Below are 24297 nucleotides of genomic sequence, written 5' to 3' on the forward strand. Positions count from 1 at the left end.
TGCTCGGCGCACAACAAAAACGCCCGCTACTGAGTAGCGGGCGTTTTTTTAAATCTGAAGAGTCGATTACTCTACTTCATCCATTTTACCAAGAAGGTTACGGATGCGATCTTGCCATGCTGAATGCTCTTCCTGCATTTGCTGAGTTTTTTGCTCTAGCTCGTGACGGCTTGCTTTAAGCTCACCAGCTTCTGTTGCTAGTGCTTGTTTCTCTTCTTTAAGCTCTTCCACTTCCATTTGAAGAAGTGCAATTGTATCTACTGCTGTTTGAATTTTTGCTTCTAGCTGCTCTAGTACTTCAAAAGACATTCTGGCCTACCTTTAAGTTATCCGTTTGATGGTGAAGGTTCACTCCACTTATTTCCCCATTCTACTCAGCAGAGCAAGGATAAACACTCAATATATTCGATATTTTGCGCCATTCGATGAAAAAAACAGCACTTTTTACCGAATATTGACGTGAACGATTACCGCCACAACGGCAAACCGATTATTTTGATGAATAATAACTGTTTTCCACTGCGAATTGATCGAGAGCAATCTCCAAAAAACAAAAAGGCAAACGTTTCCTTTTGGATATGGTAAAATTCGCCGCGAAATTTCTATTCCCCCTTTGAAAATTTTGGAGTCCGCATGAAACGCGATTTAGCAATGTCATTCTCTCGTGTCACAGAAGGTGCAGCACTAGCTGGTTACAAGTGGCTTGGCCGTGGCGATAAAAACGCTGCAGATGGCGCTGCTGTAGAAGTAATGCGTAGCCTATTAAACAAAACCGAAATTAGCGGTGAGATTGTTATCGGCGAAGGTGAAATCGATGATGCACCTATGCTATACATCGGCGAAAACGTAGGTGTGGGCGGCGACGCTGTCGACATCGCAGTTGACCCAATTGAAGGGACACGCATGACAGCAATGGGCCAATCAAATGCATTGGCTGTATTGGCTGCGGGCGAAAAAGGCAGCTTCCTTAAAGCGCCTGATATGTACATGGAAAAGTTGGTTGTTGGCCCTGGCGCTAAAGGCGTGATTGACCTAGAACTGCCACTAACAGAAAACCTAGAAAACATCGCTAAAGCACTAGGTAAAACACTTGATACTCTAGTCGTAACCACGCTTGCTAAGCCTCGTCATGATCAAGTCATCGCCGACATGCAAGCAATGGGCGTTCGTGTATTTGCTGTGCCAGACGGTGATGTTGCGGCTTCTATCTTAACCTGTATGCCAGACAGTGAAGTAGACGTCATGTACTGCATCGGCGGCGCACCTGAAGGTGTGGTCTCAGCGGCGGTAATTCGCGCACTCGACGGCGACATGCACGGTCGTCTTCTACCTCGCCACGAAGTGAAAGGCGACACAGAAGAGAACCGCAAGCACGGTGAACTTGAACTTGAGCGCTGCGCAGAAATGGGCGTAACGGCGGGTATCGTATTGAAGATGGAAGACATGGCACGCAGCGACAACGTTGTATTCTCAGCAACAGGCATCACTAAGGGTGACTTGCTAGAAGGTATTTCTCGTCAAGGTAATATCGCAACCACAGAAACCCTGCTTATCCGTGGCCGCTGCCGTACAATTCGCCGCATCAAATCTATCCACTACCTAGAGCGTAAAGATCCAGAAGTAGTAGGTCATATCCTGTAAGCCTAAATTCGGTGAAACAGAATATTCCAAGGCTGATACCTAGTATCAGCCTTTTGTTTTATTAGCGCACCAGAATCTGACCATGGCAGCCAATAGAGTAAAACGCTATCTATAGAGTAAATTATCATCAATATAGTAAATGGTTTGCTTTATAAACACCTTGCCTCATAATAGTAAGGTTCATTAGGTAGGGATAGTATGAAAACAAGCGACAGAATCTTACAGACCATTAAGCGTCAAGGCGCGGTAACCGCGAAACAACTGTCAGAAGAATTTGGCATGACGACAATGGGGGCAAGGCAACATCTGCAAAGCCTGGAAGATGACGGTATTCTTGCGTTTCATGATGTGAAAGTGAAAGTGGGTCGCCCGACTCGCCACTGGTCCCTGACTCAACAAGGTCATAACCAATTTTCAGACCGACATGGTGAACTCACCATTCAAGTGATTGATGCTGTCGAGAATCTATTTGGTAAAGAAGGGCTGGCTAAGGTTGCTGCCGAGCGTGAACAACACACTCTTAAGCAGTATCAAACTGCGCTGTCTGGCTGTGATTCACTCATCAGCAAGCTTAAAAAACTCACCCAGCTTCGTGAAGACGAAGGCTACATGGCTGAGCTTCAAGAGCATGATGATCACTACATCTTAATTGAGAACCACTGCCCTATCTGTAAGGCTGCAACTCGCTGCCCTAGCCTGTGCCAATCTGAGCTCAACGTGTTTACTGAGTTACTAAAAGATGAGTGTCACGTGAGCCGTACAGAGCACATCATTGCTGGCGAACGACGCTGCACTTACACCTTAACACCCGCCCTTTGATTGCAAAGGTAATCGGCTAATACCGTCTCAATATTGAGAAAATACAAATAGATTAAAATTTGTACAGATTTCTTTCTTAAGCTTAGAGCATATGAAACACGCTTAATGCTAAGGAAGGAATGATGGCGCATCCACAACCCGCTCAAAAACTGCCACCCTTTGATGAACTTGTCCAACTCGCGAAAAGCGACCCGAAAGCATTCAATCAATTCAAACACGAGATGTGCGAACAGATGATTTGTTCGGCTTCAGACGTGATGCAAGACCGACTTCGTGCGCAGCAAAGTCACATCGACTTAGTGGTTAGCCGTTGTAAAAACCCACACCACGCCAATGTCGTACTCATGCAAGAGCTGCGCTGTCAGGTCTGTAAGTTCCAAGATGCACTCGAAGGGCGCTGCGGCTTTGAAGAATCTCTGCCTGAAAATGTCGTGCCTTTTAAGCCGAATACCGAACCTAAAATGTACTGAAATTAGCAAAGCACTAAAAAGAAAAAGGGAGCGTAATGCCCCCTTCTTATTGGTTCGCTGTTCAATATTTACATGGGTCTTCGCCGTAGTCATTACGGCCTTCTGTACCTTTCAACAAACCACACTCAATCAGAATCCAGAAACCACACACTAATGCCGCGACGGTTGCCGCCATATGAATTGGCGATACCGGCTCTGTCGTCGTTGCAACCATTGGCGAAGCTAAACGACCCAATACTAATGGCACATTCAATAGTAGCCAGTAATTAGACTTATTGCGGTCGTGCCAGCGCTTAGCGGTTACCGCAAGGTCTGGGATCACAAGCATCAATAGGATGATTGGTAGCAGGATATAAGAGTAAGCAGGGAACAACACAGAGATACCTGAAGCAAAACCGGTAATCGCTATGTAGTAGAAAACATTCCAAATCCAGTAAGTCTTACGACCAATTCTCCCCTTGAAAGAGAGCAGTAATTCTTTCATCGACATCTTAAATACTCAAATTTATACGCCGCTAAAAGTCAGCAGCAATGGTTAGTTTATTACTTTTTGAAAGCAACTTTTATCCATATCACGAATATTCACCGTTAAGCTTCTTACATGACTCGCTTGTTCTTGCAGGATCTGCATTAACGATCGTGACAATTCTCGCTTTTGCTCTTCCGTTCGTCCCGAAAGTAACTCAAAGCTGATATGAATAAAGTCTACACTATCTTCCTCATCACCGACCAACCAATTATGGCAACGCAGTGAACGAGATTTCACTGATGGCACATCAAACAAGCCACATGTGAGAGCGACTTGGTGGAGATCTTCCAGTAAGCCTTGGATATTTACTCGCTCATCCACTGAATTGGAGTACTCTAGAACTAGATTCGGCATTGTTACTTCCTGTTGTTAACGCAATCGTTTGTCCCTTAATAACAACTAACGATGAAAAATCCGAGAAGTTAGCTATTATTCTGTCTGCCGGATCACTGATATATGCTCAAAATCTACTCTGACCATTGAGTAAGATCCAAGAAAGTCATGACCACAGTCATGATCTGTTGATATTAATCTGTTATATTATTTCGTAATAAAGTTTACTTTTTTACATTCGATTTATTTAAATACTTTGGAGATATTCCTATGCGTCATCCTGTAGTTATGGGTAACTGGAAACTAAACGGCAGCAAAGAAATGGTTGTTGATCTACTAAACGGTCTTAACGCTGAACTTGAAGGCGTAACAGGCGTAGACGTAGCAGTTGCTCCACCAGCACTTTTCGTTGATCTAGCAGAGCGTACGCTTACTGAAGCGGGCAGCGCGATCATCCTAGGTGCTCAAAACTCTGACCTAAACAACAGCGGTGCATTCACTGGCGACATGTCTCCAGCAATGCTTAAAGAGTTCGGCGCATCTCACATCATCATCGGTCACTCTGAGCGTCGTGAATACCACAACGAATCAGATGAGTTCGTAGCTAAGAAATTCGCATTCCTAAAAGAGAACGGCCTAACTCCAGTTCTTTGTATCGGTGAATCTGAAGCACAAAACGAAGCAGGCGAAACTGTTGCAGTATGTGCTCGTCAACTTGACGCTGTTATCAACACTCAAGGTGTTGAAGCTCTTGAAGGCGCTATCATCGCTTACGAACCAATCTGGGCTATCGGTACTGGTAAAGCAGCTACAGCTGAAGATGCACAACGCATCCACGCTCAAATCCGTGCACACATCGCAGAGAAATCTGAAGAAGTTGCTAAGAAAGTTGTTATCCAATACGGCGGTTCTGTTAAGCCAGAAAACGCAGCAGCTTACTTCGCACAACCAGACATCGACGGTGCTCTAGTTGGCGGCGCAGCTCTAGACGCGAAAAGCTTCGCAGCTATCGCTAAAGCAGCAGCTGAAGCAAAAGCTTAATTTAAACCTCACCGTTTAGATTAGATGAAAGGTCAACTTAGGTTGGCCTTTTTTGATCTCGCTCGAAAACCGCCACTCCCAACCTCTTTTTTGCACTGAGCTCTTTGTAACTTAATAACATTCCGGTTTATTAGACTGCGTTATGAAGATTTATACACAAGCTCATCTAAACACATTTCGAAAACAGCTCCGAAACAACATGCCTCAACCAGAACGCAAGCTATGGTTTTATATACGGAACAAGCAGCTTGGTATTAAGTTTCGCAGACAACATAGCATCGGAAAGTACGTCGTGGATTTCTTCAGCTGTGAACTAAAACTGGCCATTGAGATAGATGGTAATAGCCACTTTTCAGAACAAGCACAGGCTTACGATCATCAGCGTACACGAGACTTAAACAAGATTGGAATCAAGGTGCTTCGCTTTACCAATAATGAAGTTAATCAGAATCTTGAAGAAGTTTTGGTGAAAATCATGAATTCAATCCCCAAATAAACTTCTGTGTACACATCCCCCTCTAACTCCCCCTTATTTCAACATTTTCGATTACCCTGCCGATCTAAGGTAAAGGGGGAGAACTTTCTTTGTTCACTTAGGTTCCTAGGCTTACTGAAACCATAAAATGTTCAATAAATCGCTAATAGGAAAGCTTACGTTAATCGCTAAAATTTGTTGTAGTCGGTATATGCTCCAACAACTACGGAACGGTTCCTCCCCTTTCCAATGAAAGCTAAAGGGCTCTAGAAACCTGACATAAGGGGAGGCTAGGAGGGGATTTTACAATGAATCTAAAGAACGGCAGGCACAAAAAAACCGCTGAATAATCAGCGGTTTTTAAATTCTTTAAGCGAACGCTAAGCGTGGCTTAGAACAACTCTTCTGCAACGCGGAACAGCTCAGAACGGTCTGGGTTCTGCATGTTCTCGATACAATCGATGATGTCGTGGTGAACAAGTTCTTCTTTCTCGATACCCACACAACGACCACCGTGACCTTCTTGAAGAAGGTGAACAGCGTAGTTACCCATGCGAGAAGCCAATACACGGTCAAATGCAGTAGGACGACCACCACGTTGGATGTGACCAAGAACCGTTGCACGAGTTTCACGACCTGTTGAAGATTCGATCTCTTTAGCCAGTTCGTTAGCATCCATCATTAGCTCAGTTAGAGCGATGATTGCGTGCTTCTTACCTTTCGCAATACCATCTTGGATGTTGCTGATAAGCTGTTCTTTATCTAGGCCAGTCTCTGGAGTAATGATGTACTCACAACCACCCGCGATTGCTGACATAAGCGTAAGGTCACCACAGTGACGGCCCATGATTTCAACAATAGAAATACGTTGGTGAGAAGAAGACGTGTCACGTAGACGGTCAATTGAATCAATAACAGTGTTAAGCGCTGTTAGGTAACCGATTGTGTAGTCAGTACCCGCGATATCGTTATCGATTGTGCCTGGAAGACCGATACATGGGTAACCCATTTCAGTCAGCTTCTTAGCACCCATGTAAGAACCGTCACCACCGATAACAACAAGTGCTTCGATACCGTGTTTCTTAAGGTTCTCAATGCCTTTCTCACGAACAGCAACGTCTTTAAATTCAGGGAAACGTGCAGAACCTAAGAAAGTACCACCACGGTTGATCACGTCAGATACGCTTGAACGGTCAAGCTTTTCGATACGGTCTTCAACAAGGCCTTGGTAGCCATCGTAAATACCGTAAACTTCAATGCCAACTGATAACGCAGTACGAACAACGCCGCGAACTGCTGCGTTCATACCTGGAGCGTCACCACCACTGGTCAAAACACCGATCTTCTTAATCATGCTCACCCTCGATTTTTGGGAATCTATTATTCAATTCTTGTTCTTGCTGATTGTATATCAACAAGATTTTAAATCTATATTTGTGCGTTATGTTACATTTCCTCAACAGGAATAGCACTCAAATCGCGTAAAATTATGTAACATTTCTACTTCTGTAAGAGTATTACAGTTTTACTCAATAACTTTGTTGATTCACATCAGAATCAACATTAATTGTTACTAAGGTGGTTTTTGAATCACCTAACAGTTAATAATTTTTACTCACTTTAGTTCAAAAGCCACTCACTTACCATTTGCCCGCTGATTTTTAGCACGCATTACCACGAGTGGAATTTCTGCTGCTTCTCTGGTCCAAATACGACCGAATACGGGTCTTGGTGAATTAATACATCAGCATCAGGGAACACGGAGATAAGCTTAGCCTCTACTTCGTCAGAAATGCGATGCGCTTCAATAAGTGGGATATTATCTTCCAATTCTAGATGCAGTTGGATGAAGCGTATTGGCCCCGAGCGACGCGTTCGTAATTGATGCACACCCAACACGCCTTCCACGCTCAATGATGTCTCTTTAATCTGTTTCAGCTCATCATCTGGCAGCTTATGATCAAGCAGAGACTGAACCGCTTCCATCGCCATTTGATAAGCGCTGTACAGAATGTAGATACCGATACCGACCGCGAATACTGAGTCCGCCTGACCAATCCCAAACCAGCTCAATGCCAGTGCCAGCATGATCGCAGCGTTCATATAAAGGTCTGATTGATAGTGCAGAGAGTCGGCCGCAATAGCTTGGCTGCCTGTTTTGTTGACCACATGCTTTTGGAATCGAACCAAACCGAAGGTCATCACCATCGCAAATAAGCTGACATAGATACCAATCTCTGGAGAATTCAGTTCATGAGGTCGGAAGAAGCGCTCAATACCATTGAGAATAAGGAAACATGCAGAGCCTGAAATAAACATTGCCTGCGCTAATGCAGCGAGAGATTCAGCCTTACCATGACCAAAGGTGTGCTCTTTGTCGGCAGGCTGCAGAGAGTAACGAACCACGATAAGGTTAACGACAGAGGCCGCGATATCTAGCATTGAATCCACGACGGAAGCCAACAGACTCACGGAACCTGTCACCCACCAAGCTGCGACTTTCACTATCAATAAAATAGTGGCGATGGTGGTGGCTGCCCAAGCGGCGAGCGTAACTAAACGTGCGTATTCTTGTTTCATAACTTGGCTATAAAGTGACTGATAGCACAAAGTATAACCTGCAAACCACCAATTGAATATGACAGCCATGATGTAAAACATTCATTTTTAAGGATCAAAAAAAGCGACACTCGGCCGCTTCTTTCTAAACACTTTCATTCAACGCTGATTTCTCAAGCAATGAATTACTTGTCTTTGTTCATGCGTTTTCCCATTTTGTCAGCACACTTAGTCATGCGCTCTTGTTGGATTTCTTTCAGTTGAGTCTTTTGCTCAGCCGTTAGTACGCTCATCATTTGGTGTTGCTTCTTAAGCATTGCTACGCGACGCTCAGTTTGCTTCTCAACCATTTGGCTTGCTAGGTCGTTTGCTGCTGCTTCGTCAAAGTTGTCAGCAAGTACCAATGCTTGAACCTTTTCGTGATGCGCTTTCATTTGCGCCATTTTTGCCGTTTTGTTTGCACCGCGCTTTGCTTTCATCTCAGCACGGTCTGCTTCACGCATCTCTTTTAACTGTTCTTTTTGAGCGTCGGTTAGGTCTAGTTGGCGCATTACTTTTTTATCGAAACCGCCACACTTGTCGTGCATACCTTTGTGGTCACCTTTATCACCACCACCGTAAGCATACGCGCTTGCTGTACCAAAAATAAGTGGAAGTGCCGCAGCTGCTAGTACAAGTTTCTTAGTCATTTTCATAATTGTTGCCTCAATTCGGTATAATAAGTCATGTGTTGCGTCTGTTTCTCAGCGCTTGAATATAGATTAGTCTTTCCCTCGTAAAGTGACGTTTAGAAAGCGTAAAGAATCGTAAAGAGTGAAAGTTGACGAATAATTAGCAGTATTATTAACCTAACTAAATGATTAAGGCTTCCCAATGGCGAACATTCTTCTTATTGATGACGACACAGAGTTAACCAGCTTACTTAAAGACATTTTGAGCTTTGAGGGCTTCACTGTCTCCGAAGCCAATGATGGCTATGCCGGGCTTGAAGCGATCAATGATGAGATTGACCTGATTCTTTTGGATGTGATGATGCCGCGCCTTAATGGCATGGAAACGCTAAAAAAGCTGAGGGAAAATTGGGAAACGCCGGTACTAATGCTGACCGCAAAAGGCGAAGAGATCGACCGTGTGATTGGTCTTGAACTTGGCGCGGATGATTACCTACCTAAACCTTTCAGTGACCGAGAGTTGTTAGCTCGTATTCGAGCTATCTTGCGTCGTACTCAAACCAACACCGCACCTAAGGCGGCCAGTGATAGAGTTCAATATCAAGACATCGAAGTCTTCCCGGGCAAACAAGAAGCCTACTGCAATGGGGAGCTCATCGACCTCACCACAACCGAGTTCGCCCTACTGAGTCACCTTATCCAAAACCCAGGGCAAGTGATCACCAAAGAAGCATTGAGTTTGGATGTGCTGGGTAAAAGGCTCGCAGCGTTTGACCGCGCGATAGACATGCACATCTCTAATCTACGTAAGAAGATTCCTGAGCGCACTGACGGCAAATCACGTATCAAAACCTTACGAGGCCGTGGCTACTTATTGGTAGAGGAAGATTAATGCGTATACCTAAAATCACCAGCTTATATGGACGTATCTTTGCTATCTTTTGGTTCACCATGTTACTGGTGCTTTTGTCGGTGCTGTCACTTCCCCATTTAGACCCTCGAGTCGCGCGAGATGTGCCCGCAGATCACCTCGATAAACTCGAGCGTATCGCTAAAATCACAGAGAAACGCTACGCCAAAGAACCTAATCTGGGCAAGATTGTCTTCCAACTGGAGGCGCCACGCAGCCGCAAGGATTCTAGAGCTCGCATCTACCTGACCGATCTTGAGGGCGCAGTCCTTACCTCGAAAAGGCATTCAGACTATAAGCTAAAGGCGATTCGTAACTTTGTTACCTCGATTGATAACCCTGACATACCGAAGCAAAAACTCTACGGACACTACATGGTCGCAGGGCCAGTGCCAATTACTCTCGCTGGTGAAGAGTTGCTGATGTATGCCGGAGTGAAGTGGAACCAACCACCGCCATTCTTACTGCGCCTGTTTGATAGACCTCTGCAGCTATTGCTTGCCGTGATGTTGGCGAGTACCCCGCTATTACTTTGGTTAGCTTGGGCACTGAGTCAACCCGCTCGCAGGCTAGAACGCGCGGCACAACGCGTGGCGAAAGGTCAATTCGAGGTCGATCCAACACTCGAAAAAGGTACTTCAGAGTTCAGACAAGCTGGTGAAAGCTTTAACCAGATGGTAGAAGCGGTAAACCAGATGATTTCGGGGCAACAACGCCTGCTCTCTGATATCTCACACGAGCTCCGCTCGCCACTGACACGTCTTCGCATGGCCAATGCACTGGCAATTCGTAAACAAGGCGAGAGCCAAGAGTTAGAACGCATTGATACCGAAGCACAGCGTTTGGAACAGATGATCAGTGAGCTGCTGACGCTATCTCGTATGCAGGTCGACAGCCATATTACTCGTGAGGTTCAGCCTATCTCGAGCCTATGGGAAGAGATCTTAAAAGACGCAGAGTTTGAAGCCGAACAGATGGGCAAACAACTGACGTTCTCGGAGATCCCAGAACGCTCTATTTCGGGGAACCCTAAACTGCTGATGAGTGCGCTAGACAACATTACACGCAATGCCATCTACTACGGTAAAGACCAAGTGGATGTACAGTTCCATGTGGTTCAAGATCAGCTAACAATTTGCGTCAATGATAATGGTGATGGTGTTCCAGAGGATGAACTCGATTCTATCTTCAGACCTTTTTACCGTGTCTCAACAGCGCGTGACAGAAACTCTGGCGGCACAGGGCTTGGATTAACCATTACTGAAAGTGCGATTCGCCAACACAGCGGAACCATCACCGCAACCCGCAGCCAGCTCGGTGGATTACAACTCGAAATCACCCTGCCTATCTTACCGGTGTAATACCCCTACAAAGATCGCAGTTGATAATGATTGCTATTATCATTATGGTGAATCCTCTAATTATGGAGGATTTACCATGTCGCACACTTTCCCTGAACTACCCTACGCTTACGATGCCCTAGAACCTTACATTGATGCTAAAACGATGGAAGTGCATTACAGCAAGCACCATAGAACCTACTACGATAAGTTTGTTGCGGCGGTGTCTGGCAGCGAACTAGAACAGCAATCTCTGACTGAGATCTTCGCTAATATCTCACAGCACAGCCCTGCCGTGCGCAACAATGGTGGCGGCTACTACAACCATATCTTGTACTGGAACTGCATGTCGCGAGACGGCGGTGGTGAACCTACGGGCGAGCTTGGTGAGGCTATCAAGAGTACCTTCGGTGATTTCGAGACATTCCAAGATCAGTTCGCCCAAGCGGCGATCAATACCTTTGGCTCCGGCTTTGCTTGGCTAGTGGTAGAGCAAGGGCAACTGAAGATCATCTCAACCTCGAACCAAGATAATCCGTGGATGGATACCGTTGTCAGTGATGGCGAACCGATTCTTGCGCTCGATGTTTGGGAACACGCCTACTACATCAGCTACCAAAACCGTCGTCCTGATTACATCAACGCATGGTGGAATGTGGTGAATTGGAAGGCGGTTGCTGAAAACTACGCACAAGCACTCGCGAATAAAGCGTAAGCGAATGGTGGTGAACTGTACTCACTCAGCTTGCCACCGTATACTCGGGCTATCTTTGATTACTCTTGTGAACCAACATGTTTGATATCGCTCTATACGAACCAGAAATTGCACCCAATACGGGTAACATCATCCGCCTATGTGCTAACTGCGGCGCAAACCTGCACCTGATTGAACCGCTTGGCTTTGATTTTGAAGAGAAGAAGGTTCGTCGTGCTGGCTTGGATTACCACGACCTTGCGCGAGTTAAGCGTCACAAGAACCTAGAAGCTTTCCTTGAGTATCTTGAGAATGAACGCGAGGGTGACTTCCGCATCTTTGCCTGCACCACTAAAACGACAGGTCACCACGTTGATGCAAAATTCCAACAAGGTGATGTGTTGATGTTTGGCCCAGAGACTCGCGGGCTGCCTGCTGAATTCATCGAAAGTATGCCAATGGAACAACGCATTCGTATTCCAATGATGCCAGACGCGCGCAGCCTGAACCTGTCTAACGCAGTGGCAATCATTGCTTTTGAAGCATGGCGACAAATGGGTTTTGAAGGCGCGGTATAACCGAACACTCAAGCTTATCTTTTATCTGTTATCTGTTATCTGTTATCGATAGTAAACAGTAAGTAACAGCTAGCGACAGACAATAAAAAAGGCTCTTACCATTATCACTTTCTTGCGAAGGATAAAGGTAAGAGCCTTTTCTGTTTTCCCTCTTTATAAAGAGAGAAAAAATTAATTAGTTTAAGCGGTTACGATCGTTGTTGTCGTCGTCTTTCTTCTCAAACTCACCTTCAAAGGTGTTGCCGTCTTTTGATTGGTCAGATGGATCGCGATTGAATGGGTCTTGTCCAAATGGGCTCTGGCCAAAACCAGCTTGTCCACCGGCATGGAAACCACCAGACATGTTGGTCACCACCATTTTTTCCATCATTTTCTTGGCAATCATCGCTCTTGGTGCTGGCAATAATACCAACATACCGAGTGCGTCCGTCATAAAACCCGGAGTCAGCAGCAATACACCGGCAACTGCAAGCATCACGCCTTCAAGAATCTGTTGTGCTGGCATTTCGCCTTGTTGCAAGCGACCTTGCACAGACATAAGTGTCTGAATGCCTTGGCTACGAACCAGCGATGCACCCACAAATGCAGTGATCAGAACCAACGCAATAGTTGGCCACAATCCTAAGAAGCCACCAACTTGAATAAATAGCCCAATCTCAATGATGGGTACGAAGATAAATAGTAATAATAAGATAGGAAACACACGCCCTCCTTTGTTACTTGCAGTTTACGCTGAAAGCCCTAACAATCTCAAATTTATCCTGTAAATAAGCGTGTTTATTGACCAAGAATAACTTTGCAAAATATTGACGAAACAAAACCGAAAAAGGTGATCCACTTAATATTTTTATGCGCTAAGTACAGTATCATGTGCCACATAAGTCAGGACGGATTTATCAGCCCAATATTCTAGCGAACGGAGTATTTGCACACAGAATAGGCTAATAACTATATAATCAGAATAATTCTCTAAGGATCCTGTTATGGCTACTCAATCAGAAGCTCAAGTTGAAGCTCCTCAAGCTACTCGTCTCGAAGAAGATCTATTAGGTCAACGTCATGTTCCGGCTGATGCTTACTACGGCATCCACACTCTACGCGCAGTTGAAAACTTCAACATCTCAAATGTAACGATCTCAAATGTACCTGAATTCGTTCGCGGTATGGTGATGACTAAGAAAGCGGCGGCTTTAGCAAACAAAGAGTTAGGTGTAATTCCAAGCGAAGTGGCTAAATACATCATCCAAGCTTGTGACCTAATTCTAGACACGGGTAAGTGCATGGATCAGTTCCCATCGGACGTTTTCCAAGGTGGTGCTGGTACTTCTGTAAACATGAACGCAAACGAAGTTGTTGCGAACGTGGCTCTTGAACTTATGGGCAAAGAAAAAGGCCAATACGAGTTCATCAACCCGAACGACCATGTAAACCGCAGCCAATCTACAAACTGTGCTTACCCAACTGGCTTCCGTATCTCTGTTTACAACAGCGTTCGTAAACTGATTGATGCGATCGAATACCTAAAAGGTGCATTCGAGCTTAAGAGCCAAGAATTCAACACGATTTTGAAGATGGGTCGTACTCAGCTTCAAGACGCAGTTCCAATGACGGTTGGCCAAGAGTTCCACGCTTGGGCTGTAACCATCAATGAAGAAATCAAAAACCTAGAATACACTTCAAAACTACTGCTTGAAGTAAACCTAGGCGCAACGGCTATCGGTACAGGTCTGAACGCAGCACCGGGTTACCAAGGCCTAGCAGTGAAACACCTAGCAGAAGTAACAGGCCTAGAGTGTGTAGCGGCTGAAGATTTAATCGAAGCAACGTCTGACTGTGGCGCATACGTAATGACGCACGGCGCACTTAAGCGTCTAGCAGTTAAGCTATCTAAGATCTGTAACGACTTGCGTCTACTTTCTTCAGGTCCACGTACTGGTTTGAACGAGCTAAACCTACCTGAACTGCAAGCAGGTTCTTCAATCATGCCTGCTAAAGTAAACCCAGTTGTACCTGAAGTAGTAAACCAAGTTTGCTTCAAAGTTCTAGGTAACGACAACACGGTTTCTTTCGCTGCGGAAGGTGGTCAACTTCAACTGAACGTAATGGAACCTGTTATTGCACAAAGCATGTTTGAGTCTCTAGACATCCTAACAAACGCTTGTGTGAACCTACGCGACAAGTGTGTAGACGGCATTACGGTGAACAAAGAAGTATGTGAAGCGCACGTATTTAACTCTATCGGTATCGTCACTTACCTAAACCCATACATTGGCCACCACGAGGGTGACATTGTTGGTAAGATCTGTGCTGAGACAGGTAAGAGCGTTCGTGATGTGGTTCTAGAGCGCGGTTTATTAACCGAAGAAGAACTTGATGACATTTTCTCTGTTGAAAATTTGATGCATCCTCAGTATAAAGCGAAGCGCTACGAATAAAGTTAGCGAGAAAGGGTTCCAAACGGAGCCCTTTTTTAGGCTCCAATACGGTTAACCATGATTATTTTGTGGATTTCCGTTGGTTGCGCTTTTGCCAAATTGAATCTAAACCATAGAACTATTATGTGAACATTCCAGCGGCGAATGTTCACATAATAAAATCTAAATGAGGTGTTACTTATGATTGCAGTAGAACTGTTTGTCGTCCTGCTCTTTATCTTTTTGGGGGCCAGAATTGGCGGTATCGGTATTGGTTTTGCCGGTGGTGCTGGTGTTATTGCCCTTTCACTTATTCTTGGCGTTCCAACAAGCCAATCTTTCATCCCGATCGACGTAATCTTGATCATCATGTCAGTTATCACCGCAATTGCTGCAATGCAAGTTGCTGGCGGTATGGACTGGTTGGTACAAATTGCCGAAAACTTTTTGCGTAAACACCCTGAACGCATCACCTTTTACGCGCCGATTGTGACCTTTGTAATGACATTAATGGCGGGTACTGGTCACACAGCATTCTCTACGCTTCCTGTTATTGCAGAAGTAGCGAAAGGCCAAGGTGTTCGTCCTTCTCGTCCACTGTCTATCGCAGTTGTCGCTTCTCAAATTGCTATCACAGCTTCGCCAATCTCGGCTGCAGTTGTGGCTTTCGCAGCAATGTTGGCACCATTTGGTGTTGATTACCTAACGCTATTGATGGTTTGTATCCCAACAACCTTCATCGCTTGTATGGTTGGTGCGGTTGTTGCTAACTACATGGGTAGCGAATTGAAAGACGATCCTGTTTATCAAGAACGTCTAGAGAAAGGTCTAATCAAACTGGCGACAGAAGAGAAACGCGAAATTCTACCTACAGCGAAGAAAGCAACGTACATCTTCCTAGCAGCGATTGGTTTCGTGGTTTGTTACGCAGCGGCTATCTCTAGCTCTGTTGGCCTAATTGAAAACCCAGCTCTGGGCCGTAACGAAGCGATCATGTCTGTGATGCTGGCAGCAGCAGCGGCTATCGTGATGTTCACTAAGATTGATGCGGCGAAGATTTCTTCTGCGCCAACGTTCCGCTCTGGTATGACGGCATGTGTATGTGTACTTGGTGTGGCTTGGTTAGGTTCAACATTTGTAAACGCACACGTAGCTGAAATCAAAGACGTAGCAGGCGCTCTACTGGCTGACTACCCATGGATGCTGGCTCTTGTTCTGTTCTTCGCTTCTATGCTGCTTTACTCTCAAGGCGCAACAACGGTTGCACTGATGCCTGCAGCACTAGCGATTGGCGTAGCACCACTAACAGCCGTTGCTTCTTTTGCTGCGGTAAGTGCGCTGTTCGTACTTCCAACTTATCCTACGCTACTGGCAGCGGTTGAGATGGATGATACAGGCTCAACGCGTATCGGTAACTACGTATTCAACCACCCATTCTTCATTCCAGGTGTGGTAACAATCAGTACTGCGGTAGCACTAGGCTTCGCATTCGGCGGTCTGTTTATCTAACATTCGCTGGTGATTGAACATTTAAAAGGAAGCTTCGGCTTCCTTTTTTGTTTTCTACTCAATGTGTTATTTGATACGCATCAAATAACCATTATAAACTTTAAAAACCGCCTAAAAATAAAGTTTGAATAAAATTCCAAGATTATTCAAACCGATCATAAACAACACCTATCAAATCAATCTCCTCCCACTTCTAGTTAATCCACAACGAATATTAATCCAAGCTAACTAACCAAAAAACCTAGGCGATTTCCTGCCATTTTTCAGCCCATTCATTAGCCATTATTTTTGTGAACAGCACCAAACTTAAATACCAAAGTAAGGAATAAAATAACCGCAGCTAAATTAAATCTAACTTCATTTGGATTAGTAAATATAAAAAACCTTAATTTAAAGTCAGCAACTTTATATCGTTGAGTGCTTTATAAGTGTCCGTGTATTTACAATCTATAAATCATTAGTCGCTAATTCACATCACTTCTATTTAAGATGATGTAAGGAGATAGCCATGACAACTCAAACGATACCAAGCGAGAAAAAAAAGGGCGGCTTCTTTGCCAACTTTAAATTCCCTTCTGCCTACACCATTCTATTTATTCTGATAGCGTTCGTCGCTCTGCTTACCTGGATTGTTCCAGCAGGCCAATACGACCGAGCAATGAATGAAGAGCTAGGCCGAGAAGTACCCGTAACCGGAACCTATCAAGCGGTAGAAGGTAACCCTCAAGGCGTGATTGACGTACTGCTAGCGCCTATTGACGGCTTCTACGACCACAATAGCTATGAAGCTGCGGCAATCGACGTTTCGCTGTTCATCCTAATCATTGGTGGCTTCTTAGGACTAGTAACTAAGACGGGGGCGATTGATGCCGGTATCGAACGCGTTACCGCCCGATTAGAAGGGCGAGAAGAGTTGATGATACCAATACTGATGGCACTGTTCGCCGCAGGCGGTACTGTCTACGGCATGGCGGAAGAATCACTACCATTCTATACATTGTTGGTGCCTGTAATGATGGCTGCTCGCTTTGACCCTCTGGTGGCTGCTGCGACGGTACTACTTGGCGCAGGGATTGGGGTGCTAGGTTCAACCATTAACCCATTCGCAACCGTGATCGCTGCCAACGCCTCTGGCATTCCATTTACCGACGGTATCGTGTTGCGTATTGCGATGTTGATTATTGGTTGGGGTATCTGTGTCGCCTACGTGATGCGCTACGCAAGAATGGTTCAAGCCGATCCAAGCAAATCCATTGTGTACGACAAATACGAAGAGAACAAAGCGCACTTCCTTGGCAACGCAAGTGGCGAAAAACTGGAATTCACCGCAACTCGTAAACTGATTCTGACCATTTTTGGTGGTTCATTCGCGGTAATGATTTACGGTGTATCCGTTGCTGGGTGGTGGATGGCAGAGATCTCTGCAATGTTCTTAGCAGCAACCATCATCGTCGGTATTGTGGCTCGTATGAGCGAAGAAGAGTTTACCACCAGCTTTATTGATGGTGCCCGCGACCTACTTGGTGTTGCGCTTATCATAGGTATTGCACGTGGTATCGTAGTGGTGATGGACCGCGGTATGATCACCGATACCATTCTCTTCTCTGCAGAACAAATGGTAACGGGGCTTTCTTCGGTTATCTTCATTAACGTGATGTTCTTCTTAGAGATTCTACTGTCGTTCTTAGTTCCATCGACCTCTGGCTTGGCGGTACTTACCATGCCAATCATGGCACCACTGGCTGACTTTGCTGGCGTAGGTCGTGACCTGGTTATCACTGCGTACCAATCAGCATCTGGCTTGGTGAACCTAATTACGCCAACCTCCGCGGTGGTGATGGGTGGCTTGGCGATTGCTCGCGTCCCTTATGTACGCTGGGTTAAATGGGTAATGCCACTAGTCGGTATCTTGATGGTGTTCTGCATCATTGTTCTGAGTATTGGTGCGCTTATCTAAAACCTACACACCTCACTTTCTCACTCAAAGCCGCTTTCTAGCGGCTTTTTTTGTCACTATCGATGACCAACAAAACCCTTCCATCGAAACACCCTCACAAGCTGCACACGCATCATTTAAAGCCACTCTATTAATCTATCTACCTATCAAAGCCGCAAAGCCTAAACGAGCTGAGACACTTGCTAGAAAGCAAAGATAACCTTTAAATATCGATACTAAGGTTAATTAAAAATCAAATATTCATCGCTACTATATTTAGATAAATACTTAGTCACTTATTAGAGTTAATTATATTCAAAGTAAATTAATCTGTAATAACCAAAGGACAAGCATTAGCTATTTTCATAGAAAATCGGATTAAAACACTCGATTGTAAAGTGTGACCGCAATAGCTTTATTCGCATTTAAATTGTTAAAGAATAATTAATTTCATATTCAAAATTAAATATATAAATACTAACATTGCATACTTCCATCTTAAGCTCATTCTTATCAATAAAATTATTTTGCATATAAACCCCTGTAATTCCCACTCTAGTAATACGAGTGAAAAAAGTATGCATAATGTTCCCAAAGAGTTAACTATTTAGAAGGGATAGCCAATAGTTAAAAGTGCATAAAGTTTGTTAAAACCCTTAATTTTAAAGGGCTGAGGGATAAAAAACGATTTGTGATAGATCTCTAAGAATACCTGACTAGCAGGCGTAATATTAATTCCAGACAAGAGATATGAATAAATAATTCATTCTTCTCAACTGAAAATAAATAATTACTCTTAGCGATAAAAGTAATTCAAATATATAAGAGAGAGACGATCATGAGTAAGTTCTATGTAGGTTCTGAAATAGGTCAATTACGCCGCGTTCTAGTTCACCGTCCAAGACGCGCACTGACTCACCTAACACCCTCTAACTGTCACGATTTACTATTTGATGACGTACTGGCTGTTGAGCGTGCAGGTAAAGAGCATGACGCATTTACTCAAACGCTACGTGATCAAGGTGTTGAAGTTCTTCTTCTTACTGACCTACTAGCGGACACGCTAGCAGTGCCAGAAGCGAAAGATTGGCTTTTGAATCATCAAGTTTCTGATTACCGCTTAGGCAAAACTTTTGCTAACGACGTGCGCTGCTACTTGGGCGACTTACCAAACCTAGAGCTAGCAAAAATCCTAACGGGCGGCCTGTCTTACGCTGAAATGCCAATGAAATCATCTTCAATGATGCAAGGCATGCATGCACCAACCGACTTCATTATCGAACCGCTACCAAACCACCTATTTACTCGTGACACATCTTGCTGGGTATACGGTGGTGTATCCATCAACCCGATGGCGAAACCAGCTCGTCAACGTGAAACCAACCACGTTCGCGCTATTTACCGCTGGCACCCAACATTCGCAGGCCAAGATTTCATTAAATACTTCGGCGATGAAGAAAACATCAGCTATGACAATTCAACGATTGAAGGCGGTGACGTTCTTGTAATCGGTCGCGGCACGGTGCTTATCGGTATGTCTGAGCGCACAACAGCACAAGGTGTTGAGCACTTAGCGTCTAGCCTATTCAAACACGGTCAAGCGAAACAAGTTATCGCAATGCAACTACCGAAACACCGCTCTTGCATGCACTTAGACACCGTGATGACGCACATGAACGAAGATACGTTCTCTGTATACCCTGAAGTGGTGAGTAAAGACGTGCAGTGCTGGAACCTAACTGGCGATGAGTCTGGCGCAGTGAAAGTGAAAGAAGAAGGCTACTTCGTAACAGCTATCGAAAAAGCACTTGGCGTAGACAAGCTAAACCTAATCACGACCGGTGGTGACAACTTCCATGCAGAGCGTGAGCAGTGGAACGATGCAAACAATGTTCTAACGGTTAAACCTGGCGTCGTGATTGGCTACGAAGGCAACACCTACACCAATGAAAAATACGACAAAGCAGGCATCACAGTTCTTCCTATCCCTGGTGATGAACTTGGCCGCGGTCGCGGTGGCGCACGCTGCATGAGCTGCCCTATTGAGCGTGATGGTATCTAATCACTAAGACGAAACGGCCAAGTTGGCGAACGCAAATAACCTCAACTTGGCCACAATGAGAGAACACAATTATGACTAAACAAACTGTTGTTGTTGCACTCGGTGGTAACGCCCTACTTCGTCGCGGTGAGCCGTTAGAAGCTGACGTTCAGCGCCGTAATATTGAAACAGCGGTGAAAACCATCTCGGAAATCGCCAAAGAGTACAACGTGGTGTTAGTACACGGTAATGGCCCACAAGTTGGCTTACTTGCTCTGCAAGGTTTGGAGTACAAGAAAGTAAATCCATACCCACTGGATGTATTGGGTAGCGAAACGCAAGGCATGATCGGCTACATGCTGATGCAAGAGTTCAAGAACTATCTACCTAACCGCAACATCTCGTGCATGTTGACGCAAATGACCGTTGATCCAAACGATCCTGCATTCGCCGATCCAACGAAGCCGATTGGCCCGATCTACGAAGAAGCGGAAGCGCGTGAATTGGCGGAGAAATTCCACTGGATCGTCAAACCAGACGGCCAACACTTCCGTCGCGTTGTGCCAAGCCCACGCCCTACTGGCATTGTTGAGCACGAAGCGATCACCCAACTTATCGATGCAGGCCACCTAGTGATTTGTACTGGCGGCGGTGGCATCCCAGTGAAAAAAGAGAACGGCAAATTAGTGGGTGTTGAAGCGGTTATCGACAAAGACATGTCAGCGGCTTTCTTAGCGAAACAACTGGATGCGGATGCACTGCTTATTTTGACCGACGCGGACGCTGTTTACCTTGATTGGGGCAAACCGACTCAACACGCACTGCGCAGCACCACACCAAGTGAACTGGCGAAATTCGAATTTGATGCAGGCTCTATGGGACCAAAAATTGAAGCATCGTGCGAATTCATTCAGCAAGGCGGCAAAGTCGTCGGTATTGGTGCACTCGAAGATGGTTTGCAAATCCTGCAAGGCTTGGCGGGCACCAACATCACCAAAGATTAATCTACTCGCGAGCTTTTCAAACCTTGCGAGAAAACTGAATCACCGTTTGAACTGAAATTAATACACAAAAATTGAATCGCGCTTTCTTGAATTTTCTTTCCCTGTAACAAGAAAGCGCCTAAATCTAAGAAGGAATACATCATGGCTTTTAACCTACGCAATCGTAACTTCCTAAAACTACTAGATTTCACTCCACGCGAAATTCAACACTTATTAGATCTTTCTATGGAGCTAAAAAAAGCGAAGTACAACGGTTACGAACAGCCAACACTAACTGGCAAAAACATTGCGCTTATCTTTGAGAAAACCTCAACTCGTACTCGCTGTGCATTCGAAGTAGCGGCATTCGACCAAGGCGCTCGCGTGTCTTACTTAGGCCCATCTGGCTCTCAAATTGGCCACAAAGAATCAATGAAAGATACCGCTCGCGTTCTTGGCCGTATGTACGATGGCATTGAATACCGCGGCTTCGGTCAAGAGATTGTTGAAGAGCTAGGCGCTTACGCTGGAGTTCCAGTATGGAATGGTCTGACTGACGAATTCCACCCTACACAAATTCTTGCTGACTTCCTAACCATGACGGAATACGGCCGTGGTAAACAACTGCATGAAATCAGCTTTGCTTACCTAGGTGATGCTCGCAACAACATGGGTAACTCTCTGATGGTTGGCGCAGCGAAAATGGGCATGGACATTCGCCTTGTTGCTCCAAAACAGTTCTGGCCACAAGAAGAACTATTGGCTCAGTGTCGTGAAATCGCAGAGCACACAGGTGGCAAAATTACACTGACTGAAGATGTTCAAGAAGGCGTGCAAGGTTGTGACTTCCTGTACACCGACGTTTGGGTATCTATGGGCGAAGCGAAAGAAGCATGGGCTGAGCGTATCAACCTAATGATGCCTTACCAAGTGAACATGGAAATGCTGAAAGCAACGGGTAACCCACATGTGAAATTCATGCACTGTCTGCCAGCTTTCCATGGCGAAGATACCACGGTAGGCAAACAACTTGCGGCTGAATATCCACAGCTAAAAGACGGTGTGGAAGTGACTGATGAGGTAGTTGAGTCTGAATACTCTATCGTGTTCGATGAAGCTGAAAACCGCATGCACACCATCAAAGCAGTAATGGTTGCAACACTAGGCAGTTAATTACCTAAACAGCTAAGAATCGAAACAACTAAGAAGTTAAGCACTCACTTGTTCGCGAGACATTGACAAGTTAAGTGTAATGACAGGGAAATGCGGGCGGCGAACTTGGGATTTAGCCCTTGGATAAAGCCCGCATTTTTTTTCATGTACTTGAGGGCATTATCGCCCCAAAAACCCTGAGATTTTCTGTTTCAACAAGGGCTTAAATCAAAGCAAAATGTAGAGGTTGTTTCGCATAAAAATCCATTAAATGAATACTTTACGGAAAGTATTGCATGGCCTTTTTATCTGAGTATAATCCTCCGCAATTTGTCTTAAGAGAGCAAAAAATGAACTGCAATTCTGTCGCACATGATTGTCAAACTACACGCCAAAGAGTGGCGGTGGTGTCATTTTTATTTTGCTCTATTGATCGTTTCGAAGCCTCCTATTTTTAGGGGGCTTTTTTTTGTCCGCAATTTGACTGTATGCATAGAAGGAAGACCCGTTATGGCGCATTCGTTATTTAACAAGCACATCATCTCCATACCTGAGCTCACTCGTAATGAACTGGAGCTTATCGTCGACACAGCAGCAAGACTCAAGGCCGAGCCAAACCCAGAGTTGCTGAAAAATAAAGTCGTTGCGAGCTGCTTCTTTGAGCCTTCAACTCGAACTCGCCTTTCATTTGAGACCGCCGTCCAGCGCCTTGGTGGCACGGTCATTGGCTTTGATAATGGCGGTAACACCTCACTGGCGAAGAAAGGCGAAACACTTGCCGATTCGGTACAGGTTATCTCTTCTTACGTTGACGCCTTTGTGATGCGTCACCCACAAGAAGGGGCAGCACGTTTAGCGTCTGAATTTTCTAACGGTGTGCCGGTAGTAAACGGCGGCGACGGTGCTAACCAGCACCCGACGCAGACCTTGCTGGACCTGTTCTCGATTTACGAAACACAAGGCACGCTCGATAACCTCAATGTGGCGTTCGTCGGCGACCTAAAATATGGCCGTACCGTGCACTCATTGACGCAAGCACTATCGAAATTCAATAACGTGCGTTTCTTCTTTATCGCGCCAGAAGTCTTAGAGATGCCAGATTACATCTGTGAAGAATTGGAAGAGATGGGCATCCAATACAGCACTCACTGCAGCATTGAAGAAGTCGTGCCGGAACTGGATGTTCTGTACATGACTCGCGTGCAGAAAGAGCGCTTTGATGCGTCGGAATACGCACACATGAAATCGGCTTACATCCTCACCGCCGATACATTGAAAGACGCTCGTCAAAACATGAAGGTACTTCACCCGCTGCCACGCGTCGACGAAATCACCACCGACGTTGATAAAACGCCACACGCTTACTACTTCGAACAAGCTGAAAACGGTGTATACGCTCGCGAAGCCCTATTGGCCCTAGTTCTTAACGACACTTTATAAGCAGGAGAAACAGTCATGGTTAAACAAACTCAGCTACAAGTAGAAGCGATCCGTAACGGCAGCGTGATTGACCACATCCCTGCTCACCTTGGTATCAAAATCCTTAAACTGTTTAAGCTACACAAGACAGAACAGCGCATCACTATGGGCTTAAACCTGCCATCATCGGCACTTGGCCATAAAGATCTAATCAAGATTGAGAACATCTTTCTGACCAAGGAACAAGCCAACCAATTGGCTCTGTACGCCCCGCAAGCGACGGTCAATCAGATTGAAGAGTACAAGGTGGTTAACAAGCTAACATTAGTGCTGCCAGAGCAAATCAACAGTGTCTACTCTTGCCCGAATAGCAACTGTATTTCGCACGGTGAGCCAGTCGAAAGCAGCTTTAAAGTGCAGCTAAAACAGGAAAACGTGCAGCTAAAATGTCACTACTGTGAAAAAGTATTCTCTCGCGAGATCATGAGTGAAATTCGCTAACCCTTAGCGCCATTATCACGGTCTCCAAAGCACCCTAATACCGATGGATATTTATGCCAAACTTGGAATAAATATCCATTTAACAAAAGAATAAAACTCCAAAATAAAAGCAATTAACTAGAATTTTATTTGGTGATCCCCTTCAAAAAGATAACTATCCTTTAGTGGTAGACTCAATGGGTAGACGATCATACATCACGCATACCTTCCCTCTTTATTTCGGGATTCATCGGTAAGCCCTATTTAACAATCGTACTCTACGGCTTTGGGAGCACGCTCGGC

24 protein-coding genes are annotated in these 24297 nt (G+C 45.1%); 17 read left to right on the forward strand and 7 right to left on the reverse strand.

Going from position 1 to position 24297, the window contains the following annotated elements; genetic code table 11:
- Window positions 1–66: 66 nt before the first annotated feature.
- Window positions 67–309, reverse strand: a complete 243-nt coding sequence (gene zapB, locus AB4371_RS13865) for a cell division protein ZapB (protein ID WP_008219652.1) — start codon at window positions 307–309, stop codon at window positions 67–69.
- Between the two features lie 324 nt (window positions 310–633).
- On the opposite strand from zapB, the gene glpX reads away from it, so the two are divergent.
- From glpX to AB4371_RS13880, 3 genes are all read left to right on the forward strand, one after another.
- The gene (glpX, locus tag AB4371_RS13870) at window positions 634–1641 is read left to right on the forward strand and encodes a class II fructose-bisphosphatase (RefSeq protein WP_017061153.1); all 1008 of its coding nucleotides are present in this window, start codon (window positions 634–636) and stop codon (window positions 1639–1641) included.
- Window positions 1642–1839: 198 nt separating this feature from the next.
- The gene (locus AB4371_RS13875; RefSeq protein WP_017063674.1) at window positions 1840–2460 is read left to right on the forward strand and encodes a metalloregulator ArsR/SmtB family transcription factor; all 621 of its coding nucleotides are present in this window, start codon (window positions 1840–1842) and stop codon (window positions 2458–2460) included.
- Window positions 2461–2582: 122 nt separating this feature from the next.
- Window positions 2583–2930, forward strand: a complete 348-nt coding sequence (locus AB4371_RS13880) for a DUF3135 domain-containing protein (RefSeq protein WP_017061155.1) — start codon at window positions 2583–2585, stop codon at window positions 2928–2930.
- A gap of 61 nt (window positions 2931–2991) precedes the next feature.
- On the opposite strand, the gene AB4371_RS13885 is transcribed toward AB4371_RS13880, so the two are convergent.
- The gene (locus tag AB4371_RS13885; RefSeq protein ID WP_017063673.1) at window positions 2992–3420 is read right to left on the reverse strand and encodes a DUF805 domain-containing protein; all 429 of its coding nucleotides are present in this window, start codon (window positions 3418–3420) and stop codon (window positions 2992–2994) included.
- Between the two features lie 45 nt (window positions 3421–3465).
- Complete coding sequence (locus AB4371_RS13890; protein ID WP_017061157.1) at window positions 3466–3813, reverse strand: 5-carboxymethyl-2-hydroxymuconate Delta-isomerase; 348 nt, start codon at window positions 3811–3813, stop codon at window positions 3466–3468.
- A gap of 249 nt (window positions 3814–4062) precedes the next feature.
- Between AB4371_RS13890 and tpiA the strand changes: the two genes are divergently transcribed.
- Window positions 4063–4833, forward strand: a complete 771-nt coding sequence (gene tpiA, locus AB4371_RS13895) for a triose-phosphate isomerase (protein ID WP_017061158.1) — start codon at window positions 4063–4065, stop codon at window positions 4831–4833.
- A 142-nt stretch (window positions 4834–4975) separates the two neighbouring features.
- On the forward strand, window positions 4976–5329 hold the full coding sequence (locus AB4371_RS13900; protein ID WP_017061159.1) for an endonuclease domain-containing protein: 354 nt from the start codon (window positions 4976–4978) through the stop codon (window positions 5327–5329).
- A gap of 370 nt (window positions 5330–5699) precedes the next feature.
- Here AB4371_RS13900 and pfkA read toward each other — a convergent pair whose 3' ends face one another.
- The 3 genes from pfkA to AB4371_RS13915 form a co-directional block, all read right to left on the reverse strand.
- Window positions 5700–6662, reverse strand: coding sequence for a 6-phosphofructokinase (pfkA, locus tag AB4371_RS13905; protein ID WP_017061160.1), 963 nt, complete (start codon window positions 6660–6662; stop codon window positions 5700–5702).
- Between the two features lie 317 nt (window positions 6663–6979).
- On the reverse strand, window positions 6980–7888 hold the full coding sequence (gene fieF / locus AB4371_RS13910; RefSeq protein ID WP_029235400.1) for a CDF family cation-efflux transporter FieF: 909 nt from the start codon (window positions 7886–7888) through the stop codon (window positions 6980–6982).
- Between the two features lie 164 nt (window positions 7889–8052).
- A complete protein-coding gene (locus AB4371_RS13915; protein WP_017063671.1) occupies window positions 8053–8562 on the reverse strand; it encodes a CpxP family protein in 510 nt (169 codons plus the stop codon).
- 178 nt (window positions 8563–8740) lie between these two features.
- On the opposite strand from AB4371_RS13915, the gene AB4371_RS13920 reads away from it, so the two are divergent.
- From AB4371_RS13920 to trmL, 4 genes are all read left to right on the forward strand, one after another.
- A complete protein-coding gene (locus tag AB4371_RS13920) occupies window positions 8741–9430 on the forward strand; it encodes a response regulator (RefSeq protein WP_017061163.1) in 690 nt (229 codons plus the stop codon).
- Window positions 9430–10809, forward strand: a complete 1380-nt coding sequence (cpxA, locus tag AB4371_RS13925) for an envelope stress sensor histidine kinase CpxA (protein WP_372150138.1) — start codon at window positions 9430–9432, stop codon at window positions 10807–10809. Before AB4371_RS13920 ends, cpxA begins: the two co-directional genes overlap by 1 nt.
- A 76-nt stretch (window positions 10810–10885) precedes the next feature.
- A complete protein-coding gene (locus tag AB4371_RS13930) occupies window positions 10886–11503 on the forward strand; it encodes a superoxide dismutase (protein WP_372150140.1) in 618 nt (205 codons plus the stop codon).
- A 77-nt stretch (window positions 11504–11580) separates the two neighbouring features.
- The gene (gene trmL / locus AB4371_RS13935) at window positions 11581–12060 is read left to right on the forward strand and encodes a tRNA (uridine(34)/cytosine(34)/5-carboxymethylaminomethyluridine(34)-2'-O)-methyltransferase TrmL (protein WP_009844716.1); all 480 of its coding nucleotides are present in this window, start codon (window positions 11581–11583) and stop codon (window positions 12058–12060) included.
- Window positions 12061–12235: 175 nt separating this feature from the next.
- Here the strand turns inward: trmL and AB4371_RS13940 are convergent, their stop codons facing one another.
- Window positions 12236–12763 carry an FxsA family protein gene (locus tag AB4371_RS13940; RefSeq protein ID WP_372150143.1) on the reverse strand — a complete coding sequence of 176 codons (528 nt, stop codon included), beginning with the start codon at window positions 12761–12763 and terminating at the stop codon, window positions 12236–12238.
- A 280-nt stretch (window positions 12764–13043) separates the two neighbouring features.
- On the opposite strand from AB4371_RS13940, the gene aspA reads away from it, so the two are divergent.
- The 8 genes from aspA to pyrI all read left to right on the forward strand — a co-directional run bounded on the left by aspA (window position 13044) and on the right by pyrI (window position 24015).
- Entirely contained in the window at window positions 13044–14495 is a 1452-nt protein-coding gene (aspA, locus tag AB4371_RS13945; RefSeq protein WP_372150145.1) for an aspartate ammonia-lyase, read from the forward strand.
- Between the two features lie 180 nt (window positions 14496–14675).
- Window positions 14676–15983 carry an anaerobic C4-dicarboxylate transporter gene (locus AB4371_RS13950; RefSeq protein WP_017061168.1) on the forward strand — a complete coding sequence of 436 codons (1308 nt, stop codon included), beginning with the start codon at window positions 14676–14678 and terminating at the stop codon, window positions 15981–15983.
- 508 nt (window positions 15984–16491) lie between these two features.
- On the forward strand, window positions 16492–17940 hold the full coding sequence (locus AB4371_RS13955) for a YfcC family protein (RefSeq protein WP_048659196.1): 1449 nt from the start codon (window positions 16492–16494) through the stop codon (window positions 17938–17940).
- Window positions 17941–18757: 817 nt separating this feature from the next.
- The gene (gene arcA, locus AB4371_RS13960) at window positions 18758–19981 is read left to right on the forward strand and encodes an arginine deiminase (protein WP_017062724.1); all 1224 of its coding nucleotides are present in this window, start codon (window positions 18758–18760) and stop codon (window positions 19979–19981) included.
- 71 nt (window positions 19982–20052) lie between these two features.
- On the forward strand, window positions 20053–20964 hold the full coding sequence (gene arcC, locus AB4371_RS13965) for a carbamate kinase (protein ID WP_102394140.1): 912 nt from the start codon (window positions 20053–20055) through the stop codon (window positions 20962–20964).
- A 141-nt stretch (window positions 20965–21105) separates the two neighbouring features.
- Window positions 21106–22116 carry an ornithine carbamoyltransferase gene (locus tag AB4371_RS13970; protein ID WP_017062722.1) on the forward strand — a complete coding sequence of 337 codons (1011 nt, stop codon included), beginning with the start codon at window positions 21106–21108 and terminating at the stop codon, window positions 22114–22116.
- A 489-nt stretch (window positions 22117–22605) separates the two neighbouring features.
- Window positions 22606–23535, forward strand: coding sequence for an aspartate carbamoyltransferase (pyrB, locus tag AB4371_RS13975; RefSeq protein ID WP_102394139.1), 930 nt, complete (start codon window positions 22606–22608; stop codon window positions 23533–23535).
- A 15-nt stretch (window positions 23536–23550) separates the two neighbouring features.
- Window positions 23551–24015 (forward strand): aspartate carbamoyltransferase regulatory subunit, encoded by a 465-nt coding sequence (gene pyrI / locus AB4371_RS13980; RefSeq protein WP_050647091.1) that lies wholly within the window; start codon window positions 23551–23553, stop codon window positions 24013–24015.
- Window positions 24016–24297: the final 282 nt, after the last annotated feature.

The organism is Vibrio sp. 10N.261.51.A3 (genome assembly GCF_041471965.1).
GTDB classification, from domain to species: Bacteria; Pseudomonadota; Gammaproteobacteria; order Enterobacterales; family Vibrionaceae; genus Vibrio; species Vibrio crassostreae_C.